The 19,385-nt window shown below is 65.9% G+C and carries 24 protein-coding genes; 11 read left to right on the top strand and 13 right to left on the bottom strand.

Annotated elements, in window-relative coordinates:
* Positions 1-10: 10 nt before the first annotated feature.
* The gene (locus E2484_RS01430) at positions 11-631 is read right to left on the bottom strand and encodes a J domain-containing protein (protein WP_170977198.1); all 621 of its coding nucleotides are present in this window, start codon (positions 629-631) and stop codon (positions 11-13) included.
* Positions 632-725: 94 nt separating this feature from the next.
* Between E2484_RS01430 and E2484_RS01425 the strand changes: the two genes are divergently transcribed.
* On the top strand, positions 726-1,256 hold the full coding sequence (locus tag E2484_RS01425) for a DUF7344 domain-containing protein (RefSeq protein ID WP_137283439.1): 531 nt from the start codon (positions 726-728) through the stop codon (positions 1,254-1,256).
* A gap of 15 nt (positions 1,257-1,271) precedes the next feature.
* Here E2484_RS01425 and E2484_RS01420 read toward each other — a convergent pair whose 3' ends face one another.
* Genes E2484_RS01420 through E2484_RS01400 form a run of 5 tightly spaced genes read right to left on the bottom strand, consistent with a single transcriptional unit; the run spans position 1,272 to position 3,503 of the window.
* On the bottom strand, positions 1,272-2,030 hold the full coding sequence (locus E2484_RS01420; protein WP_137283438.1) for a proteasome assembly chaperone family protein: 759 nt from the start codon (positions 2,028-2,030) through the stop codon (positions 1,272-1,274).
* Positions 2,031-2,035: 5 nt separating this feature from the next.
* Entirely contained in the window at positions 2,036-2,218 is a 183-nt protein-coding gene (locus E2484_RS01415) for an RNA-protein complex protein Nop10 (RefSeq protein WP_137283437.1), read from the bottom strand.
* 28 nt (positions 2,219-2,246) lie between these two features.
* Positions 2,247-3,047 carry a translation initiation factor IF-2 subunit alpha gene (locus tag E2484_RS01410; protein ID WP_137283436.1) on the bottom strand — a complete coding sequence of 267 codons (801 nt, stop codon included), beginning with the start codon at positions 3,045-3,047 and terminating at the stop codon, positions 2,247-2,249.
* Entirely contained in the window at positions 3,044-3,217 is a 174-nt protein-coding gene (locus E2484_RS01405) for a 30S ribosomal protein S27e (protein WP_137283435.1), read from the bottom strand. The genes E2484_RS01410 and E2484_RS01405 overlap by 4 nt, the downstream gene beginning before the upstream one ends.
* A gap of 4 nt (positions 3,218-3,221) precedes the next feature.
* Positions 3,222-3,503: a 50S ribosomal protein L44e gene (locus E2484_RS01400; protein ID WP_128477830.1), complete on the bottom strand. Its 282-nt coding sequence runs from the start codon at positions 3,501-3,503 to the stop codon at positions 3,222-3,224.
* A 343-nt stretch (positions 3,504-3,846) separates the two neighbouring features.
* Between E2484_RS01400 and E2484_RS01395 the strand changes: the two genes are divergently transcribed.
* The 5 genes from E2484_RS01395 to E2484_RS01375 all read left to right on the top strand — a co-directional run bounded on the left by E2484_RS01395 (position 3,847) and on the right by E2484_RS01375 (position 8,530).
* Positions 3,847-4,593 carry a hypothetical protein gene (locus E2484_RS01395; RefSeq protein WP_137283434.1) on the top strand — a complete coding sequence of 249 codons (747 nt, stop codon included), beginning with the start codon at positions 3,847-3,849 and terminating at the stop codon, positions 4,591-4,593.
* The gene (locus tag E2484_RS01390) at positions 4,593-4,988 is read left to right on the top strand and encodes a hypothetical protein (protein ID WP_137283433.1); all 396 of its coding nucleotides are present in this window, start codon (positions 4,593-4,595) and stop codon (positions 4,986-4,988) included. Before E2484_RS01395 ends, E2484_RS01390 begins: the two co-directional genes overlap by 1 nt.
* Before the next feature lie 79 nt (positions 4,989-5,067).
* Complete coding sequence (locus E2484_RS01385) at positions 5,068-5,979, top strand: alpha/beta hydrolase (RefSeq protein ID WP_137283432.1); 912 nt, start codon at positions 5,068-5,070, stop codon at positions 5,977-5,979.
* A 238-nt stretch (positions 5,980-6,217) separates the two neighbouring features.
* On the top strand, positions 6,218-6,487 hold the full coding sequence (locus E2484_RS01380; RefSeq protein WP_137283431.1) for an HAH_0734 family protein: 270 nt from the start codon (positions 6,218-6,220) through the stop codon (positions 6,485-6,487).
* Between the two features lie 87 nt (positions 6,488-6,574).
* Entirely contained in the window at positions 6,575-8,530 is a 1,956-nt protein-coding gene (locus tag E2484_RS01375) for a glycoside hydrolase family 15 protein (RefSeq protein ID WP_137283430.1), read from the top strand.
* Between the two features lies 1 nt (position 8,531).
* On the opposite strand, the gene E2484_RS01370 is transcribed toward E2484_RS01375, so the two are convergent.
* Entirely contained in the window at positions 8,532-9,308 is a 777-nt protein-coding gene (locus E2484_RS01370; RefSeq protein WP_137283429.1) for an NAD-dependent epimerase/dehydratase family protein, read from the bottom strand.
* A 97-nt stretch (positions 9,309-9,405) separates the two neighbouring features.
* Positions 9,406-10,701, bottom strand: a complete 1,296-nt coding sequence (locus E2484_RS01365; RefSeq protein ID WP_321111430.1) for an MFS transporter — start codon at positions 10,699-10,701, stop codon at positions 9,406-9,408.
* A 185-nt stretch (positions 10,702-10,886) separates the two neighbouring features.
* Here E2484_RS01365 and E2484_RS01360 point away from each other — a divergent pair, with 185 nt between their 5' ends.
* The gene (locus E2484_RS01360; protein WP_321111427.1) at positions 10,887-11,366 is read left to right on the top strand and encodes a GNAT family N-acetyltransferase; all 480 of its coding nucleotides are present in this window, start codon (positions 10,887-10,889) and stop codon (positions 11,364-11,366) included.
* A gap of 93 nt (positions 11,367-11,459) precedes the next feature.
* Here E2484_RS01360 and E2484_RS01355 read toward each other — a convergent pair whose 3' ends face one another.
* Positions 11,460-11,873, bottom strand: coding sequence for a hypothetical protein (locus tag E2484_RS01355; protein WP_137283427.1), 414 nt, complete (start codon positions 11,871-11,873; stop codon positions 11,460-11,462).
* 354 nt (positions 11,874-12,227) lie between these two features.
* Between E2484_RS01355 and E2484_RS01350 the strand changes: the two genes are divergently transcribed.
* Entirely contained in the window at positions 12,228-13,193 is a 966-nt protein-coding gene (locus E2484_RS01350; RefSeq protein ID WP_137283426.1) for a cell division protein CdpA domain-containing protein, read from the top strand.
* A gap of 92 nt (positions 13,194-13,285) precedes the next feature.
* On the opposite strand, the gene E2484_RS01345 is transcribed toward E2484_RS01350, so the two are convergent.
* From E2484_RS01345 to E2484_RS01330, 4 genes are all read right to left on the bottom strand, one after another.
* The gene (locus tag E2484_RS01345; RefSeq protein ID WP_137283425.1) at positions 13,286-13,555 is read right to left on the bottom strand and encodes a hypothetical protein; all 270 of its coding nucleotides are present in this window, start codon (positions 13,553-13,555) and stop codon (positions 13,286-13,288) included.
* Positions 13,556-13,847: 292 nt separating this feature from the next.
* Positions 13,848-14,366: a Mut7-C RNAse domain-containing protein gene (locus E2484_RS01340; protein ID WP_137283424.1), complete on the bottom strand. Its 519-nt coding sequence runs from the start codon at positions 14,364-14,366 to the stop codon at positions 13,848-13,850.
* A gap of 1 nt (position 14,367) precedes the next feature.
* The gene (locus tag E2484_RS01335; RefSeq protein ID WP_137283423.1) at positions 14,368-16,107 is read right to left on the bottom strand and encodes a helix-hairpin-helix domain-containing protein; all 1,740 of its coding nucleotides are present in this window, start codon (positions 16,105-16,107) and stop codon (positions 14,368-14,370) included.
* Between the two features lie 33 nt (positions 16,108-16,140).
* Entirely contained in the window at positions 16,141-16,578 is a 438-nt protein-coding gene (locus E2484_RS01330; RefSeq protein WP_137283422.1) for a DUF5788 family protein, read from the bottom strand.
* A gap of 209 nt (positions 16,579-16,787) precedes the next feature.
* On the opposite strand from E2484_RS01330, the gene E2484_RS01325 reads away from it, so the two are divergent.
* From E2484_RS01325 to E2484_RS01315, 3 genes are all read left to right on the top strand, one after another.
* Complete coding sequence (locus tag E2484_RS01325; RefSeq protein ID WP_137283421.1) at positions 16,788-17,477, top strand: class I SAM-dependent methyltransferase; 690 nt, start codon at positions 16,788-16,790, stop codon at positions 17,475-17,477.
* Between the two features lie 116 nt (positions 17,478-17,593).
* Complete coding sequence (locus tag E2484_RS01320) at positions 17,594-18,517, top strand: rhomboid family intramembrane serine protease (RefSeq protein WP_137283420.1); 924 nt, start codon at positions 17,594-17,596, stop codon at positions 18,515-18,517.
* Positions 18,518-18,541: 24 nt separating this feature from the next.
* Positions 18,542-19,348: an endonuclease V gene (locus tag E2484_RS01315; RefSeq protein ID WP_137283419.1), complete on the top strand. Its 807-nt coding sequence runs from the start codon at positions 18,542-18,544 to the stop codon at positions 19,346-19,348.
* Positions 19,349-19,385 lie beyond the last annotated feature (37 nt).

The raw sequence follows: 19,385 nt of genomic DNA, 5'->3' as shown, positions 1-19,385 counted from the left end.
CTGCCACTCGCTAACTCGCGCGGTTCTTCGCCGCGGTGTAGGCCTCGCGGACCTGCTGGAACTCTTCGCGGTCACCGCCGTGGTCCGGGTGGACCTCCTTGATTTTCTCGCGGTAGGCGCGCTTGACCTCCGGGAGGGTCGCGCCGCGGGGCACCCCCAGAATCGCGAAGGCGGCATCGGTCGGGTCCATGCGCTCGTCGTCCTCGTCTTCGGAGATATCGGGCGTCTCGAACGGCAGACGGTCGCCCAGATGCATGCCGGGCATCTCGTGTTCCACGAGGACCGCGTAGGTCGGCGACCGCTCGATGCGGAAGTAGGCCCGCGCGTCGAAGGTGATGGCCACGTCGCGCTCGGGCAGGTAGAACGCGACGTGCTGGCCCTCCACGAAGTGTTCTTCGGCGAACTCCTCGCCGATGGCCGAGAGATACTGCCGAATCTCGATGCGGCGTCGGCCCTCGCCCGTGGTGTAGGTCGCGTTCGAGGATCGGTCGGGGTAGAGTCGCGCTCCGGCGACGAAGATGACTCCGATGAGGACCCCGACCGCGACCGAGAGCCAGAGGCCGACGACCAGCCATTCGGGCAACACGCGAGGGTGTTGGGTCCGTACGGTAAAGAATCTCCCGCCGGCCATCTCGGACCACTTCGCCTCGGAATGGGGATAACATTAATGTCCGTTGCCTTAGATTGACCGAACGGTATGTCGCGTCGGTATCGTCTCTAACAGCATGACAGTACAGGACCAGAACCCAGAGGGCGAGCTCGAACCGAGCGAGATACACAACGTCCTCCGGAACGACCGACGTCGGCACACGATACAGCATCTGAGGGACGCCGACGGGCCGCTTTCGGTGGACTCGCTGGCGGAACACATCGCCACGGTCGAGACTGGAGAGTCGCCGCCGCCGCGCGACGTCCGCAAGAGCGTCTACGTTTCGCTCCACCAGACGCATCTGCCGAAACTCGACGACCTCGGGATAGTCGACTACGACCAGCGCGAGCAGGTTCTCGAGCTCCGGGACCGGGCCGAGGAGGTCGAGGTGTACATGGAGGTGGTATCGGAAGACGACATATCGTGGGCGACGTACTACCTCGGCGTAAGCGCCCTCGGTGTCGTCACGCTCCTCGCGGTGCGGTTCGACCTTCTCTTCGTCTCGCAGTTCGGTATCGAGTTCTGGTCGTGGTACTTCGTGGTGTTCTTCGCGCTCTCGGCGACGTACCACTACTACCTGGAGCAAAAACAGCGCGTGTTCGGGTAGTGAGAGTCGGACGCTTCAGCCGATGTACCGCAGGTTCTCGTCGCTCGGCATCCCAGACTGCTGGTTCTCCATCTCCTGAATCTTGTTCGCCACGTCTTCCATCTCGTCGGCGCGCTCCTCCAGCGAGTCGAAGTTGACCTCGAAACCGAGCGCGTCCTCCAGCACTTCGAGGACGGCCCGTGCGCTCTTGGGGTCTACGAGGTAACCGCTGGTCTCGCCCATCAGACAGGTCGCTCGGAATCCCCGGCGCTCGCCGAGACCGAGCAGGAGGCCGCTGGTGCCGACGATGCCGCCCGCGGGTTGGTCCTCGCGGAACTCGACGCCGACGTCCTCCAGTTCCTCGATGAGGTCGGCGTCGGTGGCCGCACCGACGACCGCGTACTCGTCCATGAGTTCGCCCGTCGGGACGCCGCCGAGCGCGTAGACGGTCTCTACCTCGAACGCCTCGGCCACGTCGAGGAACGCCTCGGTCAGTCGGTAGTGGCCCGCGTTGTCGCTGGCCTGATGGTCGCCCACGAGGACGAGCAGGTCTCGGTCGTCGAGTTCGACCGCGTGTATCTCCGAACAGACCAGTTCGGCCGTGCCGTCGTCGGAGACCGACACCTGTGGCGGGAGGTGTTCGGAGTAGATTCGGCGCACCAACTCGCTGTCTTTCTCTTCGACGAGGTGGTCGGCCGCGAGTTTTCCGACGTGACCGACGCCCGGCAGTCCCTCGACGAGAACCGGGTCCCGCAGGTCCGGGTCGGCGACTGCCTCGATGTCGAGTTCGTCCATATGGCTTATTCCCGGGCGCGCTCCTTAAGTGCCCGTCGGTATTCTCCATGCGGATCCTCGGGGTTGAACGGTGCGGGCGCGCTGTTGACGGCGTCGGCTCCGCACTCGGGACAGTTCGAAGAAAGGGTGTAAACCGGACGGGCGTGGCGGTCGCGCCACGCCGAGCAGACGCGAATGTCCGATTTCATGGTCCGTTCGACCTCGGCGTTCGTCGGTTCACTCGTCTTCGGTCTGGCGCTCGCGGTGGAACGACCCCGTGCCGCCGATCGACTCGATGGCGGACTCGGCGCGGGCGGCGCTCTCCTCGAGCTGGGACTCGGCGGTCTTGTAGTTGGGCGCTTTCACCCGGATGCGGTACTCGGGCGCACCCACGTAGGTCACTTCGAGTTCGATTTCGTCGGGGATGTCGCCGTTGCCTTCCGCGGCTTGCAGGGCCTCCTTGATGTCGTCCACGCCGTCGCTCGACGGGCTTTCGAGGTCCACGTAGCCCGTGACCGTGACGTAGGGCACCGAGACGTTCTCGCGGGCGGTGTCCACGATTCGCTCGACTTCCTCGTCGGTGAGGTCGGTCGATTCGAGCGCTTCGGGACCGTGAATCGCGGCCTGCTCGAAACCGCCGTAGAGACCGCCGAACTCCGCGAGCATCTCGTTGGCGACGTGCGAGTACTTCTCGTCGTCCACGTCCTCGCCGAAGGCCAGCTCCATCCAGTTGTCCGCCTTCTGCTCGTTCTTCCACTCCTGAATCTTCTCGGAGTGCTGGTGGTCGTTGACGTCCTTCAGCGAGAGGTCGATCTGCTGTGCGCTCTCGTCTACGTCCAGCACTTTGCAGACGACCGTCTGGCCCTCGTTGACGTGGTCGCGCAGGTTCTTGATCCATCCGCTGGCGACTTCGCTGACGTGGATGAGGCCTCGCTTGTCCTCGTATTCCGAGAGGTCCACGAAGACGCCGAAGTCCTCGATCTCGTCGATCTTGCCGACGACGAGTTCGCCGGGTTCGGGCCAGCCGCTGTATTTCATCGGGCCTGTACCGTCTCGGTGACTTCGCCTTCGAATTCGGCGTCGCCGCCGGTCGGCCGGGCGAGGGTCGCGCCGCAGACGGCGCAGGCGACCTCGGTCGCGGCCTTACCGAAGACGGTCTGTTCGTTGTCGCAGTCCGGGCATTGGACCGTGTAGAAGTTTCCTGCCATGGTATCAGTCCTCGAGTTCCAGTCGGCCGGCGCGCCATCCCTCGCGGAGGTGGGCCTTGCCACACTCGCTGCAGAGGTACTTCAGGTCGGTCTTCTTGGTAGGCTTGTCGCCACCGGGCACCTTGGAGAACCGACCGCGGTTCCCGATACCCTTCGAACCTTCCCGTTGTTTGCGCTGGTCCCACTTCATACCGGTCGAGCGACCGGTTCGGACTTTCTGGACTTCGTGCTCTTCGTGTGCCTTACAGTGCGGGCAGTACGTATTGAACCGTCGTGGCATCTGCATAGATATCTACCTTGTCGTGGTGTAGGGCCACGGGGCTTAAAACCCGTTTGGTTCACATTCGCCGTCGGCGGGTCCGGCCCCGACCAATCGTCCTGCGCCGGCGACCCGCGCCACTTTTACTTTCGCCGCGCGTGGAGCGATTTTAAGTCTCTATCCTCCGAACGATTAGGTAACGACCGCGGAACGGCGGGACGTGGTGTGCCTCGACGGTCCTGTCCCCCGACTCGCGGTCCCCGGAGGAGACTATGCAAACCTGTTACGCGAATCGACTCGTGCGATATGGAATGGACGGTGCGGGGTCGCACTCGCGCCAGCGTCCGAGGCGTCGGCGAGGAGGTGCCCGATGACCGGCGTCGCCGAACTGCTGGCGTCGGCCGGGGCGAGCGCGCCGGTCCAGCGCGTCCGGAACTACTACCTGACCGACCGCGAGGCGAGTCCCCGCACTCGGGACTTCCTGACCGCGATGAAGCGGACCGAGGGTGCGGTCTGCGTTCGATGGGCCTGCCCGCCCGGCGACTGCGTCGTCCGGTACGCGGACCCCGGCTGGCAGTGCGCCGAGCACGACCGCTTGCGCGGCCGAACGACGGTCGAGACGGCCGACCGCGCGCAGGTGCGAGAGTGGCTACGGAACAGTCGCCCGGAACTGGTCAGCTACGCCGAGGTTCGTGGTTCGTTCGAGGCGTCACCGCCGAACGGGGACGCCACGTCCGGAACCGGCACGGTCGCCGCGGACGGCGGTTCGGTCGCTGGCGGGACGGTCAGCGTCGAGGGGTACGCCGACCTGCTCGCCGACCCGGCGCTGGACAGGCACGACGCGGACGCGCTCGCGGCCGCACTCCCGGCCGCGCCGCGCGAAGCCGTCTTCCGACTTCCGCTGGTGCTGGCCGAGGAGTCGGTCCTCGAATCGGTCGCCGGAAGCGACTGCGTGTTCGCCGCCGAGGCGGTCCCGGAGCGCGAGACCGACCGGGCCTACTACGTCCGGCAGGACCGCCGTAGCTGTTGGGTTCCGAAGAGGGAGGCGTGCGTCTACGAACTCGCCGAGGGAGCGGTACTGAACGCCGAACGGGGCGAGACACCCGAGTCAGCATAATGGTCGAACATCGCTTCGAGTGCGTCCACTGCGACTACCGCGTCCACGCGACCGGCGAAGACAGCGCCGCCGCCCGGCAGAGCGCCCGCGAGCAGGCGGTCGACCACGTCAACGCGGTCCACGCCGACCGACTCGTGCGCTCGACCCACTGGCCCGACGAACTCACGCCCGCGGAACTACTCGCCGGCGAGGCGGCCTACGGGTCGCTCAGGGGTTGGCTCGTACCTGCCGACGAACTGCTGGTGTGTGCCGACTGTGGCTACTACTTCGGCCGAGACGACTCCGAGCGCGCGCCGGTCGGTGACGCCGGTCTCGTCTGTACCGCCTGCTACGAGCGCCGGGTCGAGAAACGCGACGATTCGATGGCCGACGTCATCGAGGACTTCGTGCGATGACCGATTCCGTTGGATAGTCCGTCTCATTTTTGTTTCGTTATTAGATAAAGGTAAGTAAACCCAGTTAGTTATGGATATTATGGCGTTCAATCGGCGAACGTTCCTGAAGCGTAGTGCAGTGACCACCACCGGGCTGGCCGCGCTCGTCGGTTCCGCCGGCACCGCGGCGGCCTCGGACGTACCGCTCGTCTCGACTCGTGGCCACTTCGACGACGACGGGAATCTCGTCTCCGGCAAGGGGACGTTCACCTACGACACCAGCGGCGACGTACCGGGCGTCGACACGAGTTGCGTCGGCGACCTGACCGTCTTCGTCCACGGTTGGGACAAGAACAGCGACGACCCCGAACAGGCGGCCCACGACAAGATCAGCCACGCCCAGAGCGAACTCGCCGCGGCCGGATACGACGGTACGGTCGTCGGCTACACGTGGGACAACGACGTGGGCGGTGGGTTGGACTACGGGTGGAGCGAGGCCAAGGACGCCGCACAGGGCAACGGTCCGAAACTCGCCCAGTTCGCGGTCGACTTCGCGTACGACTGTCCCGACGCGGACCTTCGATTCGTCAGTCACTCGCTCGGCGCGCAGGTCCTGCTGAGTTCGCTCCGGTCGCTCGACGAGTCGTCGTGGTGGAACGACGGCGGCTACGAGATAACCTCGACCCACCTGCTCGGTGCCGCACAGGACAACGAAGCGCCCACCAAGGAGTCCGTCGAGGGGTCGTGGGACACCTACGGAGCCATCACCGACCAGACCACGGGGTCGTTCGACTACCACAGCCACGAGGACGACGTGTTGCAGTGGATCTACAACTCCTACGAGTTCGACCAAGCCCTCGGCGAGACGGGCTACGAGGACGGCAACACGCCCGCGCCGAACTACACCGAGTTCGACGCCACCTCCCAGGTCGGCGACGACCACTCAGGCTACCTGTCGAATCTCTCGGACGAAATCGTCTACCACATGAACCACGTCGACGCGTACGTCTGAACCCGCTTCGCCTCTCGCTGGCGTCGGTTTCCTGTACGGCGAATCCGTTCGAGCGAATGGAGAAAGACATCTATCTACGGCTTTCAAAATCAATTTTCCACCTTAGAAATGCGTACGCCTTTCTCGGAGTCGGTGGTCGTCTCCTCGGGAGTTCGTGGAAAGACCGACCGTAACCCCCGAGACCCTTCGCCGAAGTATTCCCGAAGCGTTTAACCCCGCGCCTTCCGAATCGCCGCGCATGAAGCGACTCATCATCCACGGGAACCCCGGCATCCGGAAGAACGCCATCATCAACTACGACGGCGGTGAGCGCGTCTGTTTCGCCATCAGTCGACAAGGCGACTGGCACGGTCCGGACGAACCCCAGTTGTGGTGCGTCATCGGTACAGAGGACGAGCGCGAGGACTTCGAGAAGCGGAACTACGTCCCCCACTGGCTCGAAACCGAATCCACCGACGCCGAAGACGTCGACATCGTGAAGCGCGCCGACGACATCGCGGTCTCATAATCGGGGTCCAGAACTCGCTGGCTGGTTTTGTCGCTCTCCGCCACGTCGTCAGTAGCCCTATGTGGATGACTCACTAACCCACTGTGAATGACCGCAGGTGAGTTACGTCCGGGCGGGTCGTACGCCCCGCTCGAATCCTACGGTGTGGTGGGGAATCTGGAGACGGCCGCACTGGTCGCCGACGACGGAAGCATCGACTGGTTCCCGTTCCCGCACGTCGAATCGCCCAGCGTCTTCGCCGCGATACTGGACGCCGACCGGGGCGGCCGCTTCGCGGTCCGACCGACCGTCGGTTTCGAGTCCGAACAGCGCTACCGCGAGCGAAGCAACGTCCTCGAAACCACGGTCCGGACCGCCGGAGGTCGCGCGACCGTCACCGACTTCATGCCGGTCGTGAGCCACGACTACTCGGTTCGGACGCCGAGGCGGGCGATGTACCGCCGCGTCTCCGGCGACGCGGGCGAAGTCTCCGTTCGGGTCTCGTTCGCGCCCGCGTTCGACTACGCTCGGACGAGTCCGTCGTTCGAGCGAACCGACGCGGACGGGCGAGTCGACCTAACGGTTCGAGCGACGGGCACGGAGAACGACCCGACCCTGTTACTTTCGGGAGCGACGGATGGGACGAGGACGGACGCGTGGGAGTTCGAGATTCGGGACGACGAAGTCCGGGGGACTGCGACCGTCGCGGCGGGTGAGACGAAGTGGTTGATTCTGAGCGGCGACGGTCCCCCGGACGACGCCTCGCCGACCCCCGTTCGGCCAGCGGACCTCGAAACCGTCCTCGCGGAGACCGACGACTACTGGCGCAGGTGGGCCCACGACTGCCCCGACGAGTCGGCCTGCGTCTTCGGCGGCCCGTGGCACGACGAGGTAGTCCGGTCGGGCCTCACCCTGAAACTGCTCGCGCACGACGAGACGGGGGCCATCGCGGCGGCCCCAACGACCTCGCTTCCGGAGGATATTGGCGGCGTCCGCAACTGGGACTACCGGTATAGCTGGATTCGGGACGCGGCGTTCACCGCCCAGGCGTTCTACAACCTCGGGCACGAGGACGAGGCGAAGGTGTACTTGTCGTGGTTCTTGGAGCTCTGTGACGCCACCGACCCCGAGAACCTCCAACCCCTCTACGGTCTCCACGGCGACTCGGACCTCGACGAGCGTCTCCTCGAACACCTCTCGGGGTACCGCGACTCCGCGCCGGTTCGGGTGGGAAACGCGGCCGAGGATCAGCTCCAACTCGACATCTACGGCGAGATTCTGGACGCCGTATACGAGATTTCACGCTACGGACTCGACGTGGACGAGGACGACTGGGAGGCGGTCCGAGCGGTCGTGGACTACGTCTGCGAGGTCTGGGACCGGCCGGACGAGGGCATCTGGGAGGTCCGGTGTGATCCCCAGCAGTTCGTCTACTCGAAGGTGATGTGCTGGGTCGGGCTCGATAGAGGTATCGAGATGCTGGACAACGGCGGGTTCGACGGGCCGCGCGAGAAGTGGGCGAGCGTCCGCGAGGAGATCCGCGAGACCGTCCTCGACCGCGGGTACGACGAGGAAATCGGAAGCTTCGCCAGGAGTTTCGACGGCGAGAACCTCGACGCTACGGGCCTGTTACTACCGATTATCGGATTCCTCCCGTTCGACGACGACCGGGTGCAGGGGACCATCGACGCGACTATCGACCGACTCGTGACCGACCGCGGACTCGTGCATCGCTACGAGGGCGAGGACGGGCTTCCGGGCGACGAGGGGGCCTTTCTGCTGTGTTCGTTCTGGCTGGTGGACGCGCTGGCGCTCTCGGGGCGGACCGGCGAGGCCCGCGACCGGTTCGAGAGCGTGCTGGAGTACGCGAGTTCCGTCGGTCTGCTCGCGGAGGAGGTCGACCCGAGGACCGGGAGCCACCTCGGTAACACGCCACAGGCGTTCAGTCACATCGGACTCGTCAACAGCGCGCTCTACCTCGGCCGGACCGCTGGCCGCGAGCAGAAGGGACCGGAACCGAAGGGCGTGCAGGAGTCCTCGGCGGTTCCGGAAGACGAGGAGTGAGTCACTCCAGTACCTCCGCCGAGTCGTCCCGCGGTCGATAACCCAGTTTCCGCGTCGTCTCGGTCAGCGAGAGGTACCGGTCGTCGTTTCGGGAGACGGCGTGGGCGGTCACGGACGACTCCGGCAGGTCTGCCTCGACCGCCGACTCGATGGCCTCGCGGCAGTCGCCGGGACTCAGCCACATGGCACGAGCGAACCGGGCGCGGGCCTCGCCGGTTCCGTCTCCGCCCGCGTCGTCCTGCGTCTCGCGGAGTTCGTCCTCGTCCATCAGCCAGCCGATTCTGAGATTCACGACCTCGATGCCGTGGCAGTCGGCGTAGAAGTCGCCGATGGCTTCTGCCGCGACCTTGCTCACGCCGTAGTAGGAGTCGGGCCGAGTCGGGTCGTCGGGACGCACCGTCTCGGCGTCCTCGCGCATCGACTCGGGTTCGGCGGGGTCGGCGACGTTGTGCATCTGGACCGCGTGGTTCGACGAGGCGAACACGACTCGGTCGACGCCGTTCGCGCGGGCGGCCTCGTAGGCGTTGTAGGTCCCGCCGACGTTCGGTTCGAAGACGCCCTCCCACTCGGCGTCGGGCGAGGGGTTGCCCGCGAGGTGGACCAGTACGTCCTGTCCGACGAGCGCGTCGGCGAAGGCGTCTCGGTCGGTCACGTCGAGCGTCGGCCCCTCCAACTCGTCGTGTTCGTGGTGGGTGATAGGCGTCACCTCGTGGCCACAGAGCGCCAGCAACGCCTGTCGGCCCACGTTGCCCGCCGCGCCTGTGATTGCGACATTCATGGGCGGCGGTACGACGACCGCCGGGAAATACGTGGTCGCCGACCGCGTGGCTTCGGCGTTCGCGGCAGTCCGGGTTCTGCGATAGTTCGGTTTCCCGTCAGTCGTCCGTGAAAGCGGCCACCTGTTCGGGCGCGGCCTCTGCGGTGAACAGCCACGCGAACACGCCCGTCGAGACGACGATGAAGGCCGCGGCGGTCCAGAACGCGACGAGGAACGAGGTCGCGTCCCAGATGGCCCCGACGAGGACCGGGCCGCCGACCTGCCCGACCTTCCACGCGATGGAGCGTAGCGAGAGGCTAGACCCTACCGCGTCGAAGTACTCGCCCTCCTCGACGAACAGCGCCATGCTCGCGGGAAGTCGGAGGCTGTCGCCGATGCCGAGGACGCTGTAGGCCGCGAACAGCACGAAGAACGCGCCCGGCAGGACCATCTCGTGGCCCAACCCCGCGATGGTCACGCTCGGGACGACGCCCGCCGCGAAACCTGCCATCGGGATGAGCGCGGTCCCGAGCGCGTAGACCAGCGCGCCCGCGAGGATGAACCGGGACTTGTTCCCAAACCGGTCGGTCAAGTCGCCGACCCAGCCCTGCGTGAGCGACTTGGTGAGTTTGCCGCCAGCCATGATACCGCCGATGAGGAAGGCGTTGATGCCGAACCCGGTGCGGGCGTAGATGGGCAGGAAGATGATGACCGCCATCTTGCCGACGCTGAACGACCCGCGGAAGAAGACGAGCGCCTGAATCGCGCGCCGCCCGAGCAGGTCCCCGAGCGTCTCCATTCCCGACGCCTCCTCGGGGTCGGCGGTTCCACCGGGGTCGTCGCGGAGGAAGACGTAGACCGAGACGAACGCCGCGATGGTGAAGAAGCTGAGGACGGCGTAGGTGAGCTCGAAGTCGTAGAGGAAGAGCAAGAGGCCGCCGAACACGTCGCCGAACAGACTGGAGAACGCCCCGACCTGATTGTACGAGCCGATCCAGAGCCCCCGTGACTCGTCGGGGCTTATCTCGCCGACGACGGTCGTGCCGGTCAGCCAGAGGATGCTCGCGCCCAACCCCTGCACTGCGCGGAGCAGGATGACGTGTTCGACCGTGTTGGCGAACGCGAACCCGACGAAGACCGCGACGTTGAGCGCGAGGCCCACGAGCAGGAACTTCTTGGAGTCCTTCAGGTCGATGTACCGGCCGAGCGGCAGGACGATGAGCAACTGGACCGCGGCGAACGCGGTGCCGAACAGCCCCTCGACCGTGCCCGAGGTGTCGAACATGTCGGCGTACAGCGCCAGCGCAATGAGAATCGTCGAGTAGGCCTGACTCCGGGCGAACGCGGTGCTGGCGAGCGCCACGAACTCGCGGTTCCCGAAGAGGCGGAGCGACCCGCTGCTCGACTCGGCCACTGTTACGAATCGAAATAGCAGATGGGCCGGTAATAAATCCATGGCTCCCGGAAACAGCTGCGGAGATTCGACCGGAAGACGGGCCTCGTACCCGGGACGCGGGCCGAGAGCCACCGAGACGGTCACGTCCGAGAGACGCGTCTGGGACCGAAAACCTATACGGAACTCCGAGTTACGAATCCCCAATGACCGAGGTGGAGATTCGGCGGGCGACCGACGCCGACGCCGAAGCGCTCGCCCGAGCGTACCGAAGCGCCTACGAGGAGAACCGCCGACTCGGATTTCCGGCCAAAGCGGAGTCCGCGACGGAGCGCGACGTCTCGGAATGGATTCGAAAGTCCCGCGTCTACGTCGCCGAGGCAGGAGACGAAGTCGTCGGTGGCGTGCGACTCGAAGCGACGGACTCCGAGCGCGTCAAACTCAGCCGTCTCGGGGTTCACGAGAACCGGAAAGGGGAGGGCGTCGGGAGTCGCCTGCTGGACCGCGCAGAGCGAGCGGTACGAGACTGGGGGTACGCGACGATCTGGCTGACCACGCCCGAGGATCACCCGTACCTTCCCGACCTGTATCGTCGGCGCGGCTACGAAAAGACGGGAACGCACCCGCTGGAGTATCGGGAGTACGACGAGATCGTCATGGAAAAACGAGTTCGGGAAGGCCGATGAACGCCTCGTTTCGCCGACCAACTGGTCGAACCCGTCGCTCGCCGGAATCTCCGAAGTAAGTAAAAGTCGAGTCGGCGCGGAACGCCCGGGACGTCAGTCGTCGAGGTCTTCGACGGCGTCGGCGATGCGCTGGAGCTGTCGGGTCGCGTCGCGGACCTCGTCGCGGAGCTGTCGAACCTCACGGACGAGTTCCTCGTTTCCGCCGCTCTCGCTCTCGCCGGGTCGGCCGCCGGGCCCGGCGCCGCCCGGTCCCGCACCGGGGCCGCCGCCCATCATGCCGCCCATCATCTGCGCGAAGGGGTTGCCCCCGCCCATGCCGCCGGGGCCGCCACCGCCGCCCATCATCTCTTCCATCTTCTCGCGTCGGTCGCCCTCGTCGCCCTCGCCTTCCTCGGCGCGCTTCTCTCGAATCTCTTCGACTCGCTCGCGGAAGGACTTCTCCTCGCCCTCGCCGTCTTCGGATGCAGTCTCGTCAGGTGAGTTCTCGTTGGGATCGTCGTCTGCCATGCGTCGGGGTTCGGGTCCGACGGGCAAAAACGTGGTGTCTCGGCGGAGCGTCGGAGCGGTCGGGCGTCTACGCGGGACGAACGGTGGAGTGGGAAACGATATCGTTTCCGAAAGAAACAACGAGTTATCTTTGGGCTTTGTGTAGTTGTCTAAACTGGCGCCGTCGAGCTGTCGCCGCGCTGTCACCACGCCGCCGTCGCGCCGTCCGCGCGTCGCTCGGCGGACGCGGGTCGTTCTTCGTCCTTGCAATTCCCGGCGCGCCACACCCGCCTGAGGTACCGCCTCCGAAACACGTCAGAACGGACGACGAGCGTCTGACGCAACGTTTACTTGATAGCGTACAATTACCCGGGCATGACAAGCCTCGCGGACGCCTACGAGAGGAACGTCGGCGAAGTCGGGAACGTCCGACTCCTCTACCTCGGGGTCGGCCTGTTCGCCGCCGGGGCGCTGCTCGTCGTGCTGGCTATCGTGTTGTCCACGACGGGCGTCGAATCGGCGTTCGGACTCGAATGGTGGCAGGGACGCGAAGCCGCCGGGGTACTCGCCGGCCTCGGCGTCCCGGCGGTGTTCGTCGGCATCTTCAGCGTCCTGCCGGCCAGCCCGCGCGTTCGGGCCGCGGCCGCGATCGGCGCGGGCGTCTCGGTGCTGGGCGTCGCGCTGTTCACCTACGCCTATCCCTACAAGTGGGCTGGCGCGTCCGGGCCGGTAGACTACACCCTTCCGGTCGTCGCCATCTACTTCTTCGGCGCGCTGGTCACGTTCGGGTGCCTGTTCGTCGCCGTCGTCAACTTCAAGACGCGCAACGACCCCGGCGGGACCGTCACGCTCGAAGTGAGCCACGAGGGCGAGGTCCGGACCGTCGAAGTCCAAAAGGGCCAACTGGAGGAGTTCGACGAACTGGACGAGGTGCGCGCGCTCCGGACCGGACTGGTCGACTCGGCCGCGGGGGACCCGGACAACGACCCCGACCCCGTCGAGACCGGACTCGGCGGCGTCGGCTTCTTCGGCGACACGCCCGACGGCGAGACGCCGACCCAGACGAACCAACCGGGGCAGGGAACCTCGGGTCGGGGAGCGCCGGGCCGAGGCCCGGCGACCAGCGACGGGGGTACTGCGACGGACGGCGACATCCGGTCGCCGCTCGACGACCCCGACGCACCCGGCCAACCCCGCCAGCAGACCACCGACGCCTACTGCGGCAACTGTCGGTACTTCCAGTACGTCCAGACAAACGAAGGGATGCAGCCTCACTGCGGCTTCTACGGCCGGCAGATGGACGACATGGACGCCTGCGAGGAGTGGGACCCGAACAGCTAGCTGTCGAGTAGGTTGTATATCTCGATTTTGCTCAGTTGAGGCCCTGAGTCCTGCTCAAAAGCATACTCCGGGGAAGGTGACAGTAAGACCGCTCAAAACCAGCTAGCGGTACTTAGCCAAACAACGACGAATCCTGCAAACATCACTGCCACACCTTCGAACAAGCCAAGTCCTGGGAGGACGCCGGAGATTTCCGTCGGTAACGAGACCGAATACCCGTACAGTCTGAGGAATGGACTGAAGAAAGAGTAGATTCCGTAAGCAACGAGAGCGAACCCGGTGAGTTGGACGACGGTGTAAAAGAGATTCCGAACGCGAAGACCCCATACCTCGGCTGTTACTTTTATACGGTCTTCTTTCATATCGACTCGAATCCAATCGGAGCGTGATAATTCTAGGGAATGCAAATCGAGGCGATACTCAGATACGCGATTGCCGTCCGACCAAACCACCTCGGGCGGGACTGAAAGGGGCCGGTCGGTCGCGTTCAGTTCAGTCGTCTCAGCGACCTCTATCCGGCCGGGCGGTGCGGAGAGGCCGGATATGTCGCTGAGCGACCGCGAGCGACCGGGGGCTTTTGAAACCAGCATACCATCGCTCTCGGTTCTCACTGACGCGACGTATCTGAACCTACAATCAGAGTGAAACCGAGAATTAGAGCCTCGCCAGCGTCTCCTCGACCGACTCCCAGTGGCTTCCCTTCCAGAAGTGTTGCCCGCACACCGGACACCGCCAGACCCGCCTTTCGTCGGTGTCGGGCGCGTACTCCGGCGTCGCTGCTCCGTCCGCGACCACTTCCAACTCCGCGTTGCACTCGGCGCACCTCGCTGGCTCAGAGAGTTCCAGCGCGAACCCCGCGGCCGCCAACTCCGCGAGTTGGTCGGTCACGGCCTTCGTCTCCAGCAGGAGACCGTCGGCGCGCCTGGCTAACTCCGCGTCTCGCGTGACCAGCAGGCGACCCTCCGACTCTGCGAGGTCCAGCAAGGCGTCGTCGTCTTCGATTCCTCGCGGGTCGTCGCTCCGCTCCTCCTCGCCCGGCCGTTCCGAGGCGCTCCGTGCCTCGCGGTCCAGCGCGTAGGCGGTATCGTACCCGCACATCCGGAGGTAGGTCGCCAGCTTTCCGAGCATCGCGTCGAGCAGGAGCGCCGAGTTCGCGGGCGAGTGCGGTGGCATCTCAGTGGAAGAACTCTCGCACGCCCTCGGCGTCACGGGTGTTCAGGACGTCGTCGGCTTGCGCCCACCCGCGCCGGGCGGTGTGGACGCCGTACCGGACGTACCCGTACTCCGGCGGGGAGTGGGCGTCGGTGTCGATGGCGACGGTCGCGCCCTGTTCGACGGCCTGTTTGACCGCGCTCCCCCAGAGGTCGAGGCGGTAGGGACTGCTGTTGATTTCGAGCGCGGTGTCGTGGTCGGCCGCGGCGCGGGCCACCACGTCGATATCCAACTCCACGCCGGGCCGCTGGTGAATCAGCCGACCGCTCGGGTGGCCGATGACGTCCACGCTCGGGTGTTCGATGGCCGCCACGATGCGGTCGGTCGCGTCGCCCTCCAGCGCGCTGTGCGGCGACGCGACTACGCAGTCGAGGTCGGCCAGCAGGTCGTCGCAGACGCTGATGGCCCCGTCCACGTCGATGTTCGCCTCGACGCCCGCGAAGACGGTTACGGGCAGGACGTCGGCCAGTTCTCGAATCTCGGCCAACTGCTCGCGCAACTCGGCGTCGTCCAGTCCCACGCCACCGACCATCCCCGGGCCGGTAGCGTGGTCGGAGACGCAGATGTACTCGTGGCCGAACTCGGCGGCGGCCTCGGCCATCTCCTCGATACTGTACTCGCCGTCGGACCACTCGGTGTGGAGGTGGAGGTCGCCGCGAACGTCGCCCTCCTCTATCAATTCCGGGAGTTCTCCGGCCGCGGCGGCGTCGATCTCCCCGCGGTCCTCGCGCATCTCGGGTTCGATGAAGGGGAGGTCGAGCGCCTCGTACATCCCCTCCTCGGTCCTGCCCGCGACTCGCTCGCCGACTCGCTGGCCCGCGTCCTGGTCCTCGACTTCGCTCACGTCGAACACGCCGTACTCGTTGATTTTGAAATCGCGGTCGATGGCGTAGTTCCGGAGTCGGATGTTGTGTTCCTTGCTGCCGGTGAAGTACTGGAGCGCGCTTCCGAACTCGTCGGGAACCACGACTCGCAAGTCCACGCGCTGGCCGTCCGAGCGCACGCTGGCCTTGTCGGTTCCGGCCTCGATGACCTCGTCGGCCTCGCTCCAGTCGGTGAAGGCGTCGATGACCGCCTGCCGGTCGTCGCTCCCGACCAGCACGTCGATGTCGCCGATGGTCGGCTTCCATCTGCGGAGCGACCCCGCGAGTTCGCACCGGCCCGCCTCCGGGATGGCCTCGAAGAAGTCGAGGGCGGCCTCGCCCACGGGTCTGGCGTCTCCGAGCAACTCGCGGCCCTGCGAGTCGCGGGCGAACTCGATGCCCGCCAGGATGTTCTGCTCGGTCTTCTCACCGAACCCGGACACGTCCCGGATTTCGCCCTCGCGGGCGGCGTTTTCGAGGTCGTCCAGATTCTTCACGTCGAGCGCCCGGTAGAGGTCTCCCACGGTCTTCGGGCCGACGCCCTCGACGCTGGTGAGTTCGGCCATCTCGACCGGCATCTCGGCGCGCTCGTCTTCCAGTTGCTCGAAGGTACCGGTCTCGACCGCTTCCACGACTTTCTTCGAGATGGACTCGCCCACGTCCTGAATCCGCTGGACCGCTTCTGGACCCTCGGCGGCCAACACCTCGATGTCCTCGGGGGAGTCCCGGATGCTCTCGGCCGCCCGGCGGTAGGTCCTGTGTTTGTAGTCCACGCCCTGGGCTTCGAGGAGGTCGGCGTACTCTTCGAGTAGGTCGGCGATTTCGGCGTTTCGTCTCATGTTTTGGGTCGTCTGGGTTGGAGTCGTCTGCGGTCAGAGTCGTCCGCGGTTGCTCGCGTCTTCGCGGCCGAGCGCCTGCTTGAGGAACGACATCCAGCGTTTCTGGTCGGCGGCCTCCTTGGCCTGACTCTCGCGTTCGAGGTCGGTCGGCCCGAGGCTTTCGAGGGCGTTCAGCGCGCGGTCGATGCCCACGATGGCCGAGACCAACTCCTGGCCTTCCTCCCTCGTGATGTCGCCTTCTTCGAGCAGTTGCTTCCGCTGCAGTCGCTCGCGCCGGAGGTTCTTCTTGGCCTCGTCCACCCGGTCGCGCTCGCCCGCGGGCACGGTGTCTCGGCGCTTGATTTCGAAGACGAACTCCCGGAGGTCCAGCGACTCGCCCTGCACGTCGATGGTCTCGGGGATGTCCGCGCCGACCGTCGCGCCCTCGCGCTCGACGCGCTCCAGCAGTTGTTTTCGCTCGTACTCCTTCACGTCTCCACGTCGGTGCGCCAGCGTCAAAAATTCGCCGGGAAGACGCCTCGGGGACCAATCGAGGCGGGACTCCGAGCCAACCCGACCCCGAGCGCAGTCGCGTCACAGATGCGGGCGGGTACTGCCGGAGCATGCGCTCGGGAAATAATCGCAGGGCGGCGCTATGACTCGGTTCAAAGCATACATGCGTGGAGTGAATACGGGAGGTCATGAAGAAGCCCGGCGAAGTGTTCGAGGACGCGAGCGTCTACGACCCCGGCATCGAGGCCATCGTGCCGCGGTACGACGAACTCCACGACGCGATTCTCAACTCCCCTCCGAACGACCGCAACGACCCCGTCAACGTCCTCGAACTCGGCGCGGGGACGGGCGAACTCACGACCAAACTCCTGACGCGATTCCCGAAGAGTACCGTCTTCGCGGTGGACCACAGCGAGCAGATGCTCGACGAGGCCGAGCGAAAGTTGGAGACGTTCGGCGACCGGGCGACCCTCGACTGCGGAGCCTTCCCGGACGACTACCCGGCGGCGGAAGACGAGTACGACCTCGTGGTCTCGTCGCTGGCGGTTCACCACCTCGACGTGACCCAGAAGCAGACCCTCTTCGACGCCATCTACGAGTCGCTGACCCCCGGCGGGTGGTTCATCAACGGCGACGTGATTCGGTTCGACGCCCCGCACCTCGAAACGCTGTCGGGCGAGATGATAGAGAACTGGGTGCGCTCGAAGGGGTGGCAGGAGGAGGACTTCATGGACGAGTGGCAGGCCAGCGACGACTACGACGACCCCTCGACGCTGACCGACCAACTCGTCTGGCTTCGGGAGACCGGATTCGAATCGGTCACGTCCATCTGGCAGTACTACAACTTCGCGGTGTACGGCGGAAAGAAGCCGGAGTGAGTCCCGAGTTCGAGCCCATCCTAGGAAACTGACAGGTCCGATTTCCGGTCCCGTCGTTCCGGCACGACGCGTGACGACCCAAATCCCTTTCAGGTCCGACCCCCAAGTGACCGACAATGGCGCAGTGCGACGAGTGTGGCGAGCACGAGAATATGCCGTACAACTGCCGGAGATGCGGCGGTACTTACTGTTCGACCCATCGACTCCCGGAGAGTCACGACTGTCCGGGCATGAACGAATGGAACGACCCCGAGGGCGTGTTCGACAGCGGGTTCGACGACAGCGTGAACGACCGCGGCCGTTCCTCGGGCGGCGTCACCGACCGAATCGGCGTCAACACGGGTCCGGGTGGCCCGCTGGGCTACTTCCGGGAGAACATGACGTTCGTGTTCCTGGGCCTGATGTGGCTCACCTTCGCCGCGCAACTCGTGGTCCAACTCACGGCTCCGCGGCTCGTCGGGCCGATATTCGTCCTCCAGTCCACTCACCTCTTCCGAGTCTGGACGTGGGTCACGTCCATCTTCGCTCACGGTGGCTTCGGCCACATCGCGCTGAACTCCATCGTCCTCTACTTCTTCGGGCCGGTGGTCGAGCGCCGAATCGGGTCGAAGAAGTTCGTCGCGCTGTTCCTCGTCTCCGGGATGGCCGCGGGTCTCGCGCAGGCGGGCGTCTCGGCAGTCATGTCGCCCGGCGTGGCGAGCGGCGTCGTCGGCGCGAGCGGTGCGATTGCCGCGATTCTGGGCGTGCTGACCGTGCTGAACCCCAACCTGACCATCTACCTCTACTTCATCCTGCCCATGCCGCTCTGGCTGGCGACCACGCTGTTCGTCGGTTACTCGGTGTTCGTCAGTGCGACCGGTGGCATCGGCGCTGGCGGTGTCGCCCAGTTGGCCCACCTCGCGGGCGTCGCGATCGGTCTCGCCTACGGCGCGAAACTCAAGCGGGAGGGCGAGCGCGCGCCACAGGAACTCCAACTCGGCGGTGGCGGCGGCCCCGGAAGGGGGCCGGGCGGTCCCGGCGGCCCGGGCGGACGATTCTAACGCCTCGAACTCGTTTCTCTTTCCATGCCCACGACGCCAGTTCATCCCGAGTTCGTCCCCGACGCGTCGCTGTCCCGCGAGGAGATGGAGCAACTCCAGCGCGACATCGCCGAGGTCGCGGTCTTCGAAGACCGGTTCGACTTCGACCCCACCGCGGTCTCGGCGGGGTCCGGTGAGGCCGAGCAGACGACGCTCGGCGAGCAGCGCGCGGGCGAGTCCCCGGTCGTCGCGGGCGTGGACCAAGCGTTCACCGCCGACGGCGAGCAGGCCGTCAGCGCCATCGTCGCGGCCCGCGACGGCGAGGTCGTAGAGCGCGCCCACGCCGTCGAACCGACCGACATCCCCTACATTCCCGGCCTGCTCTCGTTCCGCGAGGGCGGGGCCATCCTCTCGGCGTTCGAGAAACTCTCGGTCGAACCGGACCTCGCGGTCTTCGACGGGAGCGGGCGCATCCACTTCCGGCAGGCGGGCATCGCCACCCACGTCGGCGTCACGCTCGACGTGCCCGCCGTCGGGGTCGCCAAGAACCTGCTCTGCGGGCGGCCCCGCGAGTCGCTGGACGGCCACCTGCCCCAGGGCGCGCGAGTCGCCATCGAAGCCGACGACAGCGTGACCGCGCCGGAGGGAACCGTCATCGGCCACGCCTACCAGTCTCGGCAGTACGACGACCCGAAGACCCGCCACGTCAACCCGCTGTTCGTCAGCCCCGGTCATCGCGTGAGCGCCGAGACCACGACCGACCTCGTTGGCCGACTCTGCGCGGGCTACAAACTCCCGGAACCGACTCGGCTAGCTGACAGCTACGCCGACGAAGTGAAACGGTCGCTCTGAACCGCGTAGACGACTGGCGATTCCGGTCTCGGCGGCT

The organism is Halorussus salinisoli (genome assembly GCA_005239435.1).
GTDB classification, from domain to species: Archaea; Halobacteriota; Halobacteria; order Halobacteriales; family Haladaptataceae; genus Halorussus; species Halorussus salinisoli.
The sequence above is the reverse complement of the archived record's forward strand: the minus strand, read 5'-3'. Positions and strand labels throughout refer to the sequence as shown.

Coding starts and splice junctions, on each gene's coding strand:
- E2484_RS01385 (WP_137283432.1), top strand. CDS start 5,068: ATGGCGTTCAATCGGCGAACGTTCCTGAAGCGTAGTGCAGTGACCACC.
- E2484_RS01340 (WP_137283424.1), bottom strand. CDS start 14,366: ATGCCACCGCACTCGCCCGCGAACTCGGCGCTCCTGCTCGACGCGATG.
- E2484_RS01335 (WP_137283423.1), bottom strand. CDS start 16,107: ATGAGACGAAACGCCGAAATCGCCGACCTACTCGAAGAGTACGCCGAC.
- E2484_RS01410 (WP_137283436.1), bottom strand. CDS start 3,047: ATGAAATACAGCGGCTGGCCCGAACCCGGCGAACTCGTCGTCGGCAAG.
- E2484_RS01405 (WP_137283435.1), bottom strand. CDS start 3,217: ATGGCAGGAAACTTCTACACGGTCCAATGCCCGGACTGCGACAACGAA.
- E2484_RS01390 (WP_137283433.1), top strand. CDS start 4,593: ATGGTCGAACATCGCTTCGAGTGCGTCCACTGCGACTACCGCGTCCAC.
- E2484_RS01325 (WP_137283421.1), top strand. CDS start 16,788: ATGAAGAAGCCCGGCGAAGTGTTCGAGGACGCGAGCGTCTACGACCCC.
- E2484_RS01425 (WP_137283439.1), top strand. CDS start 726: ATGACAGTACAGGACCAGAACCCAGAGGGCGAGCTCGAACCGAGCGAG.
- E2484_RS01420 (WP_137283438.1), bottom strand. CDS start 2,030: ATGGACGAACTCGACATCGAGGCAGTCGCCGACCCGGACCTGCGGGAC.
- E2484_RS01320 (WP_137283420.1), top strand. CDS start 17,594: ATGGCGCAGTGCGACGAGTGTGGCGAGCACGAGAATATGCCGTACAAC.
- E2484_RS01400 (WP_128477830.1), bottom strand. CDS start 3,503: ATGCAGATGCCACGACGGTTCAATACGTACTGCCCGCACTGTAAGGCA.
- E2484_RS01355 (WP_137283427.1), bottom strand. CDS start 11,873: ATGGCAGACGACGATCCCAACGAGAACTCACCTGACGAGACTGCATCC.
- E2484_RS01380 (WP_137283431.1), top strand. CDS start 6,218: ATGAAGCGACTCATCATCCACGGGAACCCCGGCATCCGGAAGAACGCC.
- E2484_RS01415 (WP_137283437.1), bottom strand. CDS start 2,218: ATGAAATCGGACATTCGCGTCTGCTCGGCGTGGCGCGACCGCCACGCC.
- E2484_RS01395 (WP_137283434.1), top strand. CDS start 3,847: ATGACCGGCGTCGCCGAACTGCTGGCGTCGGCCGGGGCGAGCGCGCCG.
- E2484_RS01375 (WP_137283430.1), top strand. CDS start 6,575: ATGACCGCAGGTGAGTTACGTCCGGGCGGGTCGTACGCCCCGCTCGAA.
- E2484_RS01430 (WP_170977198.1), bottom strand. CDS start 631: ATGGCCGGCGGGAGATTCTTTACCGTACGGACCCAACACCCTCGCGTG.
- E2484_RS01350 (WP_137283426.1), top strand. CDS start 12,228: ATGACAAGCCTCGCGGACGCCTACGAGAGGAACGTCGGCGAAGTCGGG.
- E2484_RS01315 (WP_137283419.1), top strand. CDS start 18,542: ATGCCCACGACGCCAGTTCATCCCGAGTTCGTCCCCGACGCGTCGCTG.
- E2484_RS01345 (WP_137283425.1), bottom strand. CDS start 13,555: ATGAAAGAAGACCGTATAAAAGTAACAGCCGAGGTATGGGGTCTTCGC.
- E2484_RS01360 (WP_321111427.1), top strand. CDS start 10,887: ATGACCGAGGTGGAGATTCGGCGGGCGACCGACGCCGACGCCGAAGCG.
- E2484_RS01370 (WP_137283429.1), bottom strand. CDS start 9,308: ATGAATGTCGCAATCACAGGCGCGGCGGGCAACGTGGGCCGACAGGCG.